Raw genomic sequence first — 15183 nt, forward strand, 5'->3', positions numbered from 1 at the left:
CCCTTGCCGGCCTGTCCGGGCCTAGCCCTGGCCCAGCCGCGCCAGCGGATCCTGCCGGTAATAGGCGCGCAGCAGGTCGTACCATTCCGGCAATGCCGCGGCCAGGGGCTCCGGGTCGACGAAAAACGATTCGGAACTGACCGCGAAGAACTCGCCTTCGTCCGTCGCCGCGTAGGGATCCATCGGCAATTGGCCATACCAGGGATCGGCGTCCGGCCCTTCCGGGTCGACGTCCGGGGGAATCGCCGCTTCCACGGCCTCCAGGGCGCGCGTGAACCGGTCCAGGCTGTCGTCGAGCACGCGCCGCCACAGGCGGGCGTTCAGTTCCGGCCGTCCCGCCAGGCTGGGCATGCCATCCGCGTCGCCGCCCATCAGGTCCAGCTTGTGGGCGAATTCGTGGATCACCACGTTGAAGCCGCCTTCCGCGATCCGCGCGTCTTCCCAGGACAGCACGACGGGTCCGCCATCCCACGCTTCGCCCGCCGCGTCTTCGGTGTATTCGTGCACCACCCCGATGTCGTCCTCGCGGCGCCGCGGGATCGCGAAACCGCCGGGATACACGATGATTTCGTCCCATCCCTCGTACAGGCCGGTCGGCAGCTTCAGGATGGGCACCGCCGCCTGTACCGCGATGGACAGTCGCATGAAGTCGGTCAGCTGCAGGCCGTGCGCGCCGTTCATGGTTTTGCTGGCCAGCAGCCAGGCGGCGCGGGCGCGCAGTTCCTCGATGTCCTCGGGAAGCAGTCCCGCCAGGAACGGATAGGCCCGTAGGACCTCTTCCCATAGCGCGGGATCGATGCGCGCCTGTACATTCGCGACCCGGGCGGCGGGCGCGCCGCGTCCAAGCAGCCATCGCAACATAGGCGGATTCTCCATTCGGGTGCACGGTCGGCAGGGACCGGTTCGCGTCGGCGCGGGACGCGCCGCGCGCGGCGCCTTCCAGTCCCGACAGGCGCTAGTGTAGAGTGTGGGGTTCCTGTCCAATCGATGCTTTGTTGCGTTTTTTCAGTGCCGCACCGATGCCACCGCCTTCCGATCGCGATACCTTGACGCCTTTTGACGCCGCGTGGTTCGACGGTGCCGCGGCCGGCCTGGACACGCAAGGACGCGATCAACTGCAAAAGGCGGCGGCATGGGCAGGGCCGCGCTTCGGCGAGGAACAAGCGCTGACCGGCGAACCGCTGGCCAGCCATGCGGCCGGTGTGGCGCGCATCCTGGCCGGCCTGCATACCGATCGGGCGACACGCGTGGCTTCGGTGTTGGCCGCCTTGCCGGCGGATCTGTCCGCGCCCGCGCCGTCCAACCGGCACGACCCCATTGCCGCCGAATTCGATGCGGAAATCGCGCGCCTGGTGCAGGGCGCGCGCGCCTTGATGCGCCTGGGCGCCGTCGCCCGGCTGGCCAGCGACAGCGCGGCGGACAGCGGGGCGCAGAAGGAGATGCAGCGCAAGATGCTGCTGGCCATGGCGGCGGATCTGCGCATCGTCCTGATGCGCCTGGCTTCGCGCCTGCAAAGCCTGCGCTGGCATGCCGCATCCAAGGTGGCCTGCCCGCCCGAGCTGGCCCGCGAAACGCTGGACCTCTATGCCCCGCTGGCCAACCGCCTGGGGATATGGCAGCTCAAGTGGGAACTGGAGGACCTGGCCTTCCGCTTCCTGGACGCCGATCGCTACAAGGAAATCGCCCGCCTGCTGGAAGAAAAGCGGGTGGAGCGCGAAGCCTTCATCGCCGATGCCGTCGAGCGCGTGCGCATGGCCTTGCGCAAGTCCGGCATCGACGCGGAAGTCAGCGGGCGGCCCAAGCATATCTACAGCATCTGGAACAAGATGCGCATCAAGAAGCTGGACTTCAACCAGATGTTCGATTTGCGCGCCCTGCGCGTCATCGTCAAGGACGTGCGCGAATGCTATACCGCGCTGGCGATCGTGCACGAGCTCTGGACGCCGATGCTGGACGAGTTCGACGACTATATCTCCAGGCCCAAGCCCAATGGCTATCGCTCGCTGCACACGGTGGTCATGGACAAGGACGGGCGCCCGTTCGAGGTCCAGATCCGCACGCAGGAGATGCACCAGTTCGCGGAATACGGCATGGCGGCGCACTGGCGCTACAAAGAGGCCGGGCCCAAGGGCGGGCAGGTGGCCGCGTCCAGCGAGTACGACCGGCAGCTTTCCTGGATGCGCCAGCTGCTGGCCTGGAACGCCGACCTGGACGCGACGCCCGCGGGAGGGCAGGGGGGTACCGTCGCCCGCGCGGCGGCGGAACACATCTACGTGCTGACGCCGCAGGCGCGCGTGATCGAACTGCCCGCGGGATCCACGCCGGTCGACTTCGCCTATCACTTGCATACCGATCTGGGCCATCGCTGTCGCGGTGCGCGGGTCGATGGCCAGATGGTGCCGTTGCAGACCCGCCTCGCGACCGGCCAGACGGTGGAAATCGTGGCGGCCAAGTCCGGCGGACCTTCCCGGGACTGGCTGAATCCCCAACTGGGGTTCCTGGCCAGCCCCCGCGCACGGGCGAAGGTCCGCAACTGGTTCAACGCCATCGAGCTGCAGCAGCGCATCACCCAGGGACAAGGCCTGATAGAAAAAGAACTGCAGCGACTGGGCAAGACCGCCGTCAACCTGGAGCAGCTGGCGCAACAACTGGGCTTCGCGCGCGCCGACGATCTTTATGTCGCGGCCGCCAAGGACGAGTTCAGCCTGCGGCAGATCGACGCGGTTTTCCAGCAGCCGGCGGAACCGGCCGGCGAACCGGGCGTCGTTACCCATGCCAGCCGCGCCGAAAGCACGGAAAAAAGCGGCAAGAGCGGTGTGCTGGTGGTGGGCGTGGGCTCGCTCATGACGCAGCTTGCGCGATGCTGCCGGCCGGCGCCGCCAGATCCCATCGTCGGCTTCGTTACGCGCGGGCGCGGCGTGTCCATCCACCGGGCGGACTGCCACAGCTACGCCGCCCTGGCCGAACGCGAACCCGAACGCGTCATCGAAGTGGCCTGGGGCGAGACCGGCAATACGGTTTATCCCGTGGACATCAGCGTGCGCGCGCACGACCGCTCCGGTCTGCTGCGGGACCTGTCCGAAGTCTTCGCACGGCTGCGGCTGAATGTCATTGGCGTGAATACGCAAAGCCGCAATTCGCTGGCGCATATGGTATTTACCGTGGAAGTGCATGGCGGCGAAGCGCTGTCGCGCGCGCTGGATGCCCTGGCCGAAGTCCCCGGGGTAACCGGCGCGGCGCGCAAATAACGCCGTCTCGCCATAGACGGCCCGATCGGCGCCGGCCTACACTGGGGGTTTTCACGACAAGGCACCCCAGGCTTATGGATACCCGTCGTTGGCTGGAAACGCTGGTGGGTTTCGACACCACCAGCCGCAATTCCAATCTGGCTTTGATCGAAACCGCGCGCGATTGGCTCAAGGGCCAGGGCGTGCAGGCCTGGCTGGCCCATAACGAGGACCGCAGCAAGGCAAACCTGTTCGCCACGCTGCCCGGCCGCGACGGCGGGGAGCAGGGCGGCATCGTGTTGTCCGGCCATACGGATGTCGTGCCGGTCGACGGACAGGACTGGGCCGGCGATCCCTTCGTGGTGCGCGAGCAGGACGGCCGGCTGTACGGGCGCGGTGCCTGCGATATGAAGGGGTTCATCGCGACGGCGCTGGCCCTGGTACCGGAATTCCTGTCCATGCCGCGCGCCAAGCCTTTGCACCTGGCGTTTTCCTTCGACGAGGAAGTAGGCTGCGCCGGCGCGCCCTACCTGCTCGCCGACCTGCGCGATCGCGGTATCCGCCCCGACGGCTGTGTGGTGGGGGAGCCCACCGGCATGCAAGTCGTGGTGGCGCATAAAGGCATCAACCTGTATCGCTGCCGGGTACACGGCAAGGCGGCGCATTCGTCGCTGACGCCGCATGGCTGCAATGCCATCGAGTACGCCGCGCGGCTGATCTGCCATATCCGCGACGTGGCCGATGCCTATAAGGCCAAGGGGCCGTACGACAACTTCTACGATGTGCCCTTCAGCACATTGACGACCAACTTGATCCGCGGGGGCATCGCGGTCAACACCATTCCGGACGATTGCGAATTCGCCTACGAGTTCCGCAATCTGCCGGCCATCGAGCCGGACGACATCCAGCGGGAAATCCAGCGCTACGTGGATGACGTGCTGCTGCCGCGCATGCGGGCGGAATTCCCGGAGGCGCGCATCGATATCGAGCGCGGTCCCGCGGCTCCCGGCCTGGAAGCCTCGGAGCAGGCCGCCATCACCCAACTGGTGCGCGCCCTGACCCGCGATACCGCGACGCGCAAAGTGGCGTATGGCACCGAAGCGGGGCTGTTCCAGGGCATCGGCATCCCGACGGTGGTATGCGGCCCGGGTCATATTGCCCAGGCCCACAAGCCGGATGAGTTTGTCGCGATAGACCAACTGGAGGCCTGCGCGGCGTTCCTGCGCCGCGTCGGCCAGTCGATATAAGGGACGGGCGGCGGGTTCCCGGCCCGCGCGGGCGCCCCTGCCGGCGGCGCCCAGGGTGTCCTTGCCCGGACGCGGGCGCCCGGTCGGGTAAAATACCCGGTTGCTAAATTGTTGGCGGCGGCGTGTTTTACCTGACCGCCCGCTCCCCGCGGTGCCGGCGGGAATAACGTGGTGAAACAGAGTGGTCAAACCTTACGATTTTCCTGACGCCCAGGGCCATTTCGGTCCCTATGGGGGCGTGTTCGTGGCGGAAACGCTCATGCACGCGCTCGACGAACTGCGCGCGGCCTACGATCGCTATCGCGCGGACCCGGCATTCATCGAAGAGTTCAACTACGAACTCAAGCATTTCGTCGGCCGGCCCAGCCCCGTTTATCACGCCCGGCGCTGGTCGCAGGAACTCGGCGGCGCGCAGATCTGGTTCAAGCGGGAAGACCTGAACCACACCGGCGCGCACAAGATCAACAACTGTATCGGGCAGGCACTGCTGGCCCGCCGCATGGGCAAGCCGCGCGTCATCGCGGAAACCGGTGCCGGCCAGCACGGCGTGGCCACCGCGACCGTGGCGGCCCGCTACGGCATGGAGTGCGTGGTGTACATGGGCAGCGAGGACATCCGCCGCCAGGCATCCAACATGTACCGCATGAAGCTCCTGGGAGCGACCGTGGTGCCGGTGGAATCCGGCTCGCGTACCCTCAAGGACGCCCTGAACGAGGCCATGCGCGACTGGGTCACCAACATCGGCAATACTTTCTACATCATCGGCACGGTGGCGGGGCCCGACCCCTATCCCCGCATGGTGCGGGACTTCCAGACCGTCATTGGCAAGGAATGCCTGTGGCAGATGCCCGAGGAAGCCGGCCGCCAGCCCGATATCGTCATCGCCGCCGTCGGGGGCGGATCCAATGCCATGGGTATCTTCCACCCCTACATCCCGTACGAAGACGTCCAGCTGATCGGCGTCGAAGCGGCGGGGGAAGGCATGGATTCCGGCCGTCACGCCGCTTCCATCGCTGCCGGACAAGTGGGCGTGCTGCACGGCAATCGCACGTATGTCATGCAGGACATCAACGGCCAGGTGCAAGAGACGCATTCGGTGTCGGCCGGCCTGGACTATCCCGGCGTCGGCCCCGAGCATGCCTGGCTGCAGGACAGCGGCCGTGCCACCTATGTCGGCGTGACCGATGACGAAGCGCTCAGGGCATTCCACGACTGCTGCCGCATCGAAGGGATCATGCCGGCGCTGGAATCCTCGCACGCGATCGCCCATGCCGTTCGCCTCGCGCCGACCTTGCCGGCGGATACGAATATCCTGGTCTGCCTGTCCGGACGCGGCGACAAGGACATGCATACCGTGGCCGAGCGCGCCGGCCTGACGCTGTAATCGACAGTGGTGATAGATAGCATGACCTCACGACAAGACCGTATCGCCGCCGCCTTCTCCCGCGCCCGCGACGACAATCGCGCCGCGCTGATTCCCTACGTCGCCGCCGGCGATCCTTCGCCCGCGTCCTGCGTGCCGCTGATGCACGCGCTGGTCGAGGCGGGCGCGGACGTTATCGAATTGGGCGTGCCGTTCTCGGATCCCATGGCCGACGGTCCGGTGATCCAGCGCGCCACGGAGCGCGCGATCGCGCAGGGCATGAGCCTGCGCGCCGTGCTGGACGCGGTGAAACGCTTTCGGATCCAGGATGACCGCACCCCGGTCGTCCTCATGGGCTATGCCAATCCCATCGAACGCATGGGGCAGGCTGCCTTCGCCGATGCCGCCCTGGATGCCGGCGTGGATGGCGTGCTCGTGGTGGATTATCCGCCCGAAGAAGTGCAGGCTTTCGCCGATCTGCTCGGTGCCAGGGGCATCGCGCCGATTTTCCTCATCGCCCCGACCACCACGGATGCGCGCATCCAGGCGGTGGGCAAGGTGGCGCGCGGCTACGCCTATTACGTGTCGCTCAAGGGCGTGACCGGCGCGGGCCATCTGGACACGGACGACGTGGCCCGCCGGCTGGCCAATATCCGCCGCCATGTGCACATTCCGATCGGCGTCGGCTTCGGCATCCGCGATGCCGCCAGCGCCCAACGGGTCGCGCAGGTGGCGGACGCGGTGGTGATCGGCAGCAAGCTGATCGAAACCATGGAACAGGCGGTCGCCGGTGCTGCCGCCGACCGGCGCGACGAAGCCGCCATTGCGGCCGCGCGTCAGTGGCTGGGCGGTATCCGCTCGGCATTGGCCCAGGCCGGGCGCGGCGCCGCCGCTGCCTGACATCGTCTTCCTATCAGGACAATAAATAAACAATGAGCTGGATCGAGAAACTCCTGCCGCCTCGCATCAACAAGACGACGGAGCCCAGCGCGCGGCGCGTGCCCGAAGGCTTGTGGGTCAAGTGCCCGGCCTGCGAATCGGTGCTTTACAACGAAGACCTTGCGGCGAACCTGCACGTTTGCCCCAAGTGCGATCACCATATGCGCATTGGGGCACGCGCCCGGATCGATTCGCTGCTGGACCTGGAAGGGCGGGTCGAAATCGGGCAGAACATACGCTCGGTCGATACGCTGAAGTTCAAGGACAGCCGCAAGTATCCTGAACGCATCCAGGAAGCCGTCAAGCAGACAGGCGAGACCGATGCGCTGGTCGTCGTCAGCGGTTCCATACGCAGCGTTCCGGCCGTGGTGGCCTGCTTTGAATTCGAGTTCATGGGAGGCTCCATGGGCTCGGTGGTGGGCGAACGCTTCGCGCGCGGCGCCCAGGCGGCGCTGGATCAAAAGACCGGCTTCGTCTGCGTGGCCGCGTCAGGCGGTGCGCGGATGCAGGAAAGCCTGTTGTCGCTGATGCAGATGGCCAAGACCAACGCCATGCTGACGAGGCTGGCGGCCGCCGGGCTGCCCTTCATCAGCGTGTTGACCGATCCCACCATGGGCGGCGTATCGGCCAGCTTCGCCTTCATGGGCGACGTGGTCATTGCCGAACCCAAGGCGCTCATCGGCTTCGCGGGGCCTCGGGTCATCGAGCAGACGGTGCGGGAGAAACTGCCCGAGGGCTTCCAGCGCGCGGAATTCCTGCTGCAGAAGGGCGCTGTGGACATGGTGGTGGACCGGCGCCAGCTGCGCGAGGAAATCGCCCGTTTGCTCGCCCTGTTGACGCGCCAGTCCGTCGACGTCGTCGCTGCCTGACACCCCGATCGCGCAGTATCGAATCGCCGTGCCGGTCCCCCGCCACGGCGCATCGCGTCGCATCGGCCGGTCTCGGCGGCATGCCGATTGCTTATGCGGCCGGCCTCGGCGCCTGACCCTTCCTGCATGTCATGCCTTCGCTCCCGCCCGGGCCCCGGGGCTATTGGTCGTCCTGATGGAATAGTGTTTCCTGCCACAGTGTCGCGTTTTAGGACAATGCCGCTTGGTCGGTATTCGGGTTTTCTGATAAGTTACACAATCTTTTTGTTTTCCTCATTGCTGGAGTTTCCCCAATGAATCGTGGTCATAAAAACAAAATCGTCGCCAGCGCGTTGACCGCATTGGCTATGACGTGCGTGATCCCCATGGCGCATGCGCAGCAAAGCCGCTCCAACGGCGGTGTCAGTGTGCAGATGGGGGTCGGTGAAAAATACAACCGTACCACCGTGAACTACGAAACCGCGCCGTTGTGGAACTACGATTTCGGCGGAAATTGGGGCCGGCTGGACCTGACGGGTGAACTGGGTGTTTCCTATTGGTGGGCACACCAGGGCGCGCATCCCAGCAGCGCCTGGCAGTTGAACGCGATCCCGATGTTCCGCTGGTGGCTGGGCGATCGCTTCTTCGTCGAGGCCGGCGTCGGCCCCACGGTCTTCAACAAGACCCGCTTCGCGGATAAGACGATCAGTACGGCGTTCCAGTTCGGCGACCATATCGGCCTGGGCTTCCAGCTCACCGAATCCAGTCGCATCAGCCTGCGCTATTCGCATTTCTCGAATGCCAGCATCAAGACCCCCAATCCCGGCCTGGATGTGACGCAGCTGACCTACACCTACCTGTTCTGACCTGGCGGCGCCTGATCGGCGCCGATTCCCGTCCTCGGGCTCTCAGCGCAAGCCGGGCGCCATGCAAAAAGGGCTGTTCCTCTCGGAGCAGCCCTTTTTTGCATCCTGGCCGCGCCCTCGCGGACGCGGCCAACGACCAGCCTAGTGGCGCGTCTCCACTTGCTGCAGCGGCGTGGACGACACCGGCGGAACCGGTTTGCGTTCACGTCCCAGGCGTACGGGCGTATGGCTGGCGGCCATGCGCTGTTGCGTCTGGGCGTGGCGGGCGGGGTCCGTTTCCACCCACGTCAGGCCGGCGGCATTGACCACAGCCTGCAGGCTTTGCGTGGGGGCAGGCTGAGCAACCGCCGGGGCAGTCGCCGCTTGCGGCGCGGACGCCTGTGCTGCCGGCACTTCCTGCGTGGGCGCGGCGGGTGCCGCCGTTACAGGCGCTGCCGGTACAGGTTGCGCCACCGGCGCCACGGGGGCCGTGTAGACGGGCGCGGCTTCGGTGGGTGCCTGGTGGGCGGGTGCCTCCGCCGCGGGCGCAGGCTCGGCGGCCGTTGCGGGCACCGGCGGTACCGTTTCGGATTCGGCCGTTTGGCGTGCGGGCGTTATCGGTTCGGCGGCGGGCTGCGATGCAACCGGTGCCGACTCGGCTGCGTGGCTTTGCACGGTTTCGACTGGCGCCGGGGCCGTGGCAGCATGATCCGGCACGGCGTGCACCGGTGCGGCCGGCGCGATGGCCGGGGCAACCGGCGCGGCCGCGATGGGTTGCGGCGTCGCCGATTCGGCGGGCGTCGCGTGGACCGGTGCGGGCTGGGCGGCAGGCATCTGCGTTTCCGGCGTGTCGTCCGTAAAGGGCGACTTTGCCTGTTCCACCGGCGTGGCGACTTCCGACAAGGCGGCTTGCGCTTCGGCAGCCAGGGATTCCTCGCCTTCCGGCGATTCCTGCGTGCCTTCGCCAGCCAGGACCGTGCCGTCTTCCGACGCGCGGCGTCCGCGGCGGCTGCGGCGACGACGGCGCTTGCGCTCCGGATCGGCACCGGCTTCCGCCGCCTGGCCTTGCTCGTCCATGTCCGCGGCTTCAGCAGCAGCGTCGGCGCGGTCATCCGCGGCATCGGGCGGCAGTGCCGCGGCCACTGTTTCAGCCAGGGCGGCGACCATGCTTTCCTGCTCGCTCATCGGCGCGTCGGCCTGGTCTTCGCGGCGTCCGCGTCCGCGACCGCGGCGTCCCCGGCCATTGCGGGCCGGCGCGGCTTCGTCCTGGCCTTCGGGGACCAGGGCGCGTTCGGGATGTGCCTGAGCCTGGGCGACGGCATCGCGCTCGGCGCGCTGCTGGGTTTCGGCGCGTGCCGGACGTTCGTTGCGTTCGGTGCGCTCGCCGTCGTTGCGGCGGCCGCCCCGCACGTGGTGGCGCAGGCCTTCGCCTTCGGTGGCTTCCGGCCGGGCCTCGTGGCGGCGGTTACGGTTGCGGTCCGAGCCATGGCGTTCGCCGCGGCGGTCCTGGCCATCGTGCGTGCGCGACTTGGGCCGCGCGGGGGTGCGCTTGGCATCCGCCTGCGGAGCAGGGGTGGCAGCCGGTGCGGTGTCGCCGCCGGTGAACCATCCGACCAGTCGCTTGAACAAGCCGCCCAGGCCGGGCGCCGCGGGCGCCGGCGCGGGGGCGGCCACCGGAGCGGGGGCCGACACGGGCGCCGGTTGGGCCGGTGTGATGCCCTTGACCAGGGCTTCGGGGCGGGCCTTGATTTCCTGTTCGCGCGGCGCCCAGGCGACTTCCGTGGCCGGGGCGTCGGCCAGCTCGAAGCTGGTCTTCATCTCTTCCAGGCGCGGGTCGTCGTGGCGCAGGCGCTCGATGTGGTGATGCGGAGTTTCCAGGTGCTTGTTGGGGATCAGCACCAGGTTGACCTTCAGGCGGGCTTCCATCTTGGCGATGTCGGCGCGCTTCTCGTTGAGCAGGAAGGTCGCCACATCGACCGGCACCTGGGCATGCACCGCCGCGGTGTTTTCCTTCATGGCTTCTTCCTGCAGCAGGCGCAGGACGTGCAGCGCGCTGGATTCCGCGTCGCGGATCACGCCGGTACCGTTACAGCGCGGGCAGGTAATGTGCGAGCCTTCGTTCAGTGCCGGACGCAGGCGCTGGCGCGACAGCTCCATCAGGCCGAAGCGCGAGATCTTGCCCATCTGCACGCGGGCGCGGTCGAAATGCAGGGCATCGCGCAGGCGCTGTTCGACGGCGCGCTGGTTCTTGCTGTCCTCCATATCGATGAAGTCGATGACGATCAGGCCACCGAGGTCGCGCAGGCGCAGCTGGCGGGCCACTTCATCGGCCGCTTCCTGGTTGGTGCGCAGGGCGGTTTCCTCGATGTCGGCGCCGCGCGTCGACCGGGCTGAGTTCACGTCGACGGCCACCAGGGCTTCGGTATGGTCGATGACGATGGCGCCGCCCGACGGCAGCGTCACGGTACGCGAATACGCGGTTTCGATCTGGTGTTCGATCTGGAAGCGCGAAAACAGCGGCACGTCGTCCCGATAGCGCTTCACGCGCTGGACGTTGTCCGGCATTACCACGCTCATGAACGCGGTGGCTTGATCGGCGATCTCGTCGGTATCGATCAGGATCTCGCCGATTTCCGGCGAGAAGTAATCGCGGATCGCACGGATGACCAGGCTGGATTCCAGGTAGATCAGGATGGGCGCGGAGTTGTCGCGCGCGGCCCCGTCGATGGCGGTCCACAGCTGGAGCAGATAGGACAGGTCCCACTGCAGTTCTTCGACATTGCGTCCGATGCCGGCGGTGCGGGCGATGATGCTCATGCCCTGCGGCACCTGGAGCTGCTCCATGGTGTCACGCAGTTCCTGGCGGTCCTCGCCTTCGACGCGGCGCGAGACGCCGCCGCCGCGCGGGTTGTTGGGCATCAGGACCAGATAGCGGCCGGCCAGCGAGATGAACGTGGTCAGGGCAGCGCCCTTGTTGCCCCGTTCTTCCTTTTCGACCTGGACGATCAGTTCCTGGCCTTCGCGCAGGGCGTCCTGGATGCGGGCGGTGCGTACGTCGACGCCTTCCTTGAAATAGCTGCGGGCGATTTCCTTGAACGGCAGGAAGCCGTGGCGGTCTTCGCCGTAATTGACGAAGCAGGCTTCAAGGCCGGGTTCGATGCGGGTGATGATGCCTTTGTAGATGTTGCCTTTACGCTGTTCGCGGCCGGCGGTTTCGATGTCCAGATCGATGAGTTTCTGCCCATCGACAATGGCAACGCGCAACTCTTCAGGGTGCGTTGCATTGAACAACATGCGCTTCATGAGAGGGTTCTCCGTAGTCATGACACGCCGATATCGGCGCGTGACCTCGGGTCACCCGGGCTGCGGACTGCGGCAGAGCAAGCGTGCGGACCTGGCCTGAGCACCGCCCAGGCCTATCCGCGCCGGTCAGGCAGGCACTTCGTGCCAAGTGGCACGCGGTTCGGTCAGCAGGGGAGTCAGGTTCACGAATTGTGGTTGACGAATAATTGCTGTGAACGTCAGGCGCGGCGAAGGGGTACGGCACGCGCCTGGTGCATTAATACGACGGTATTGCTTGTTTGCTTCAGAACCGCGCGCGGCATGCAACGGACCTGGCTGAGAACGCGTCAGGGACTTCGCCTTCGCGTACTCGTCAGGGCGCGGTTGCGCCGGCGACCGGATGACCCCGGCGCTGAATCTGGCAGACGGTACAATAACGGCCTGCGCACCGGACGGAATCGTCACCCGACGGAGTTGCTCAGGAAAGTGCATCTGAACGTGCATCTCTACGCCAGGCGGCCATTCAGCCCCATAATTCAGCCCCTTAAGGCTGTCCCGATTATATGCCGCTTTTCGCAATGCGCAAAGAAGACACTTCCCGCCCGCCCCCCACGTCAACCGGCGCCCCCACCGGGGGCGGGAAAACGATGAATCCTCCTCCCGCCGTTCGCATGATCGAGATCGGCGAGGCGCAAAGCGGCCAGCGGCTGGACAACTTCCTGTTCCGTGTCTGCAAGGGCGTGCCCAAAAGCCATATCTACAAGGCGATACGCGACGGCCAGGTGCGGGTCAACAAAGGCCGTATCGCCGTGGATCATCGGCTGGAAATCGGCGATCTCGTCCGCGTGCCGCCCTTGCGCCTGCCCCAGCCAGGGGAAACCCGGCCCGTGCCGCCCGCGGAATTTCCCGTCGTTTACGAGGACGATGCCTTGCTGGTCATCGACAAGCCGGCCGGCATCGCCGTCCATGGCGGCAGCGGGGTGGCGTTCGGCGTGATAGAACGCCTGCGGGCCGCCCGGCCCCAGGCACCGATGCTGGAGCTGGTCCATCGGCTGGATCGCGAGACTTCCGGCCTGCTCATGGTGGCCAAGAAACGCAGCGCCCTGCTGGCCCTGCATCGCATGCTGCGCGAAGGGCAGGGGAGCAAGCGGTATTACGCCCTGGTCGGCGGCGATTGGGTGAACGATAGGCAGCACATCAAACTGCCGCTCACCAAATGGACCACGGCCTCAGGCGAGCGGCGCGTGCGGGTGGATCGCGATGGGCAGGCCGCCCACACCATCGTCACATTGAAACAGCGCTACGGTAAATTCAGCCTGGTCGAGGCGGAGCTGCGCACCGGGCGCACCCACCAGATCCGCGTACATTTGGCCTCCGTCGGGTTTCCCATCGTCGGGGACGATAAATACGGGGACGATGCGGTCCGCCTGTCCTTCGCCCGCAAGGGATTCGCTCGCATGTTCCTGCACGCCCATCATCTGGATCTGCTCCATCCCCTTACCGGCGAGCCCCTCTCGCTGGAGGCGCCCTTGCCCCAGGCCTGCCTGGACATTCTCAAAACACTGGAACCGGCCTGAAGGCCGACCCTGGGAGCGCCACGCACGTCATGCGCGGCGTCCCCGACTTTGCAATGCCGGTTTGATGCATCGCGGGCGGTGCGTCGCATAAATGGATAACTGAGATGCCTTATTCCTTGGTGGTGTTCGATTGGGACGGGACGCTGATGGACTCCACGCACAGTATCGTGGCGGCCATCCAGGCGGCCTGCCGCGATCTGGAGCTGCCCGTCCCGTCCGCTTCCCAGGCCAGCTGGGTTATCGGCCTGTCGCTGGAAAGCGCGCTGCGGCGCGCCGTGCCCAGCCTGACGCAGGCGATGCTGCCTCGTTTCCTTGAACGCTACCGCGTGCACTACCTCCTGCGCGATCCGGAACTCAAACTGTTCGATGGCGTGCGCGAGATGCTGGCCGAGCTGGCCGCGCGCGATGTCCGCATGGCGGTGGCCACGGGCAAGAGCCGGGTCGGCTTGAACCGCGCGCTGGCGGCCAGCGGTCTGGTCGAGGCCTTCGACGCCACCCGCTGCGCGGACGAAACCTTCAGCAAGCCCAATCCCACCATGCTCTTCGAGATCATGGACGAACTGGGCGTGGAAGCGGAACACGCCGTGATGATCGGGGATACTTCCCACGATCTTCAGATGGCCACCAATGCCCGCGTCCATGGCGTCGGGGTGACCTATGGCGCGCATCTGCGCGACGAGCTGGAAGGCCAGGCCCCACAGGCGGTCATCGAGTCCGTGTCCGCCCTGCGGGAATGGCTGCTCGCGCGCGTCCGCTGAATGCGCCGCCGCGGTCTATAACGGAAAATTGAACCCCTGCCGTCGGGCGGTGGGGCACAATTCTGTCATGACCCGCCTCATGACGAAGCGGGGTGCCCAGATGCCAGCCGGAGATCGCCATGCTGATACGCAAACCTTCCGATGTCCTTGCCTCGGAGATCACTCCCGAGCCGGTCTGGCAATCCCGGCGCGCCTGGATGGCGCGGGCGGCGGCCGGGGCGGCGGCGGTGGGCATGGCCGGCTTTGGCGGCCGCGCGGCCCTGGCGGCTGCCGATAGCGGATTGGCCCCCTTGCCCGGTACGCCGGACAAGCAATTCGCCATCATGGACAAGCCGACGTCCTACGACGACATCACTTCATACAACAACTTCTACGAATTCGGCGTGGACAAGGGCGATCCCGCGCGCTACGCCAAGGCGCTGCGCACCCGGCCATGGACCGTCACCGTCGAGGGCGAGGTACAGAAGCCGCGTACTTTCGATATCGATGCGCTGCTGAAGCTGGCGCCGCAGGAAGACCGTACCTACCGGATGCGCTGCGTCGAAGGCTGGTCGATGGTCATACCCTGGGTCGGGTATTCGCTGTCCGCGCTGCTCAGCCAGGTCGAGCCCACCGCCAATGCCAAGTTCGTGCAATTCATCAGCGTGGCGCAGCGCGACACCATGCCCGGACTGCGCTACCCGGTCATCGACTGGCCCTATGTCGAGGGCCTGCGGCTGGACGAGGCCATGCATCCGCTGACGCTGCTTACGTTCGGCCTGTACGGCAAAGTCCTGCCGAACCAGAACGGCGCCCCGTTGCGTGTGGTCGTTCCCTGGAAATACGGATTCAAGTCTGCCAAGTCGCTGGTATCCATCCGGCTCGTGGACAAGATGCCGGTCAGTGCCTGGATGAAAGCCGCGTCCAACGAGTACGGTTTCTACGCCAACGTGAACCCGAATGTGCCGCATCCGCGCTGGAGCCAGGCCACGGAGCGGCGTATCGGCGAAGACGGTTTGTTCAGTCCCAAGCGCAAGACGCTGATGTTCAACGGCTACGACCAGGTCGCTTCCCTGTACACGGGGATGGACTTGCGGGCCAACTACTGAGCGGGGATG

The 15183-nt window shown here is 66.4% G+C and carries 11 protein-coding genes; 9 read left to right on the top strand and 2 right to left on the bottom strand.

Annotated elements, in window-relative coordinates:
* Nucleotides 1–21 precede the first annotated feature (21 nt).
* Nucleotides 22–861 (bottom strand): zinc-dependent peptidase, encoded by an 840-nt coding sequence (locus CAL28_RS08975; protein WP_094841075.1) that lies wholly within the window; start codon nucleotides 859–861, stop codon nucleotides 22–24.
* A gap of 158 nt (nucleotides 862–1019) precedes the next feature.
* Between CAL28_RS08975 and CAL28_RS08980 the strand changes: the two genes are divergently transcribed.
* The 6 genes from CAL28_RS08980 (at nucleotide 1020) to CAL28_RS09005 (ending at nucleotide 8490) form a co-directional block, all read left to right on the top strand.
* Nucleotides 1020–3248, top strand: a complete 2229-nt coding sequence (locus CAL28_RS08980) for a RelA/SpoT family protein (protein ID WP_094841076.1) — start codon at nucleotides 1020–1022, stop codon at nucleotides 3246–3248.
* A gap of 74 nt (nucleotides 3249–3322) precedes the next feature.
* Nucleotides 3323–4474 (top strand): acetylornithine deacetylase, encoded by a 1152-nt coding sequence (gene argE, locus CAL28_RS08985; protein ID WP_094841077.1) that lies wholly within the window; start codon nucleotides 3323–3325, stop codon nucleotides 4472–4474.
* Nucleotides 4475–4655: 181 nt separating this feature from the next.
* Nucleotides 4656–5858 carry a tryptophan synthase subunit beta gene (gene trpB / locus CAL28_RS08990; protein ID WP_094841078.1) on the top strand — a complete coding sequence of 401 codons (1203 nt, stop codon included), beginning with the start codon at nucleotides 4656–4658 and terminating at the stop codon, nucleotides 5856–5858.
* A gap of 21 nt (nucleotides 5859–5879) precedes the next feature.
* Nucleotides 5880–6737, top strand: a complete 858-nt coding sequence (gene trpA / locus CAL28_RS08995; protein WP_094841079.1) for a tryptophan synthase subunit alpha — start codon at nucleotides 5880–5882, stop codon at nucleotides 6735–6737.
* A 32-nt stretch (nucleotides 6738–6769) separates the two neighbouring features.
* Entirely contained in the window at nucleotides 6770–7645 is an 876-nt protein-coding gene (gene accD / locus CAL28_RS09000) for an acetyl-CoA carboxylase, carboxyltransferase subunit beta (RefSeq protein ID WP_094841080.1), read from the top strand.
* A 293-nt stretch (nucleotides 7646–7938) separates the two neighbouring features.
* Nucleotides 7939–8490 carry an acyloxyacyl hydrolase gene (locus CAL28_RS09005; protein ID WP_094841081.1) on the top strand — a complete coding sequence of 184 codons (552 nt, stop codon included), beginning with the start codon at nucleotides 7939–7941 and terminating at the stop codon, nucleotides 8488–8490.
* 141 nt (nucleotides 8491–8631) lie between these two features.
* Here the strand turns inward: CAL28_RS09005 and CAL28_RS09010 are convergent, their stop codons facing one another.
* Nucleotides 8632–11772 (bottom strand): Rne/Rng family ribonuclease, encoded by a 3141-nt coding sequence (locus CAL28_RS09010; protein ID WP_094841082.1) that lies wholly within the window; start codon nucleotides 11770–11772, stop codon nucleotides 8632–8634.
* A 542-nt stretch (nucleotides 11773–12314) separates the two neighbouring features.
* On the opposite strand from CAL28_RS09010, the gene CAL28_RS09015 reads away from it, so the two are divergent.
* From CAL28_RS09015 to msrP, 3 genes are all read left to right on the top strand, one after another.
* Nucleotides 12315–13328 (top strand): RluA family pseudouridine synthase, encoded by a 1014-nt coding sequence (locus CAL28_RS09015; protein WP_440588372.1) that lies wholly within the window; start codon nucleotides 12315–12317, stop codon nucleotides 13326–13328.
* Nucleotides 13329–13432: 104 nt separating this feature from the next.
* The gene (locus CAL28_RS09020) at nucleotides 13433–14086 is read left to right on the top strand and encodes an HAD-IA family hydrolase (RefSeq protein WP_094841084.1); all 654 of its coding nucleotides are present in this window, start codon (nucleotides 13433–13435) and stop codon (nucleotides 14084–14086) included.
* Between the two features lie 119 nt (nucleotides 14087–14205).
* Nucleotides 14206–15174 carry a protein-methionine-sulfoxide reductase catalytic subunit MsrP gene (msrP, locus tag CAL28_RS09025; protein ID WP_094841085.1) on the top strand — a complete coding sequence of 323 codons (969 nt, stop codon included), beginning with the start codon at nucleotides 14206–14208 and terminating at the stop codon, nucleotides 15172–15174.
* The last annotated feature ends 9 nt before the right edge of the window (nucleotides 15175–15183 follow it).

Source organism: Bordetella genomosp. 11 (genome assembly GCF_002261215.1).
Classification (GTDB): Bacteria; Pseudomonadota; Gammaproteobacteria; order Burkholderiales; family Burkholderiaceae_B; genus Bordetella_C.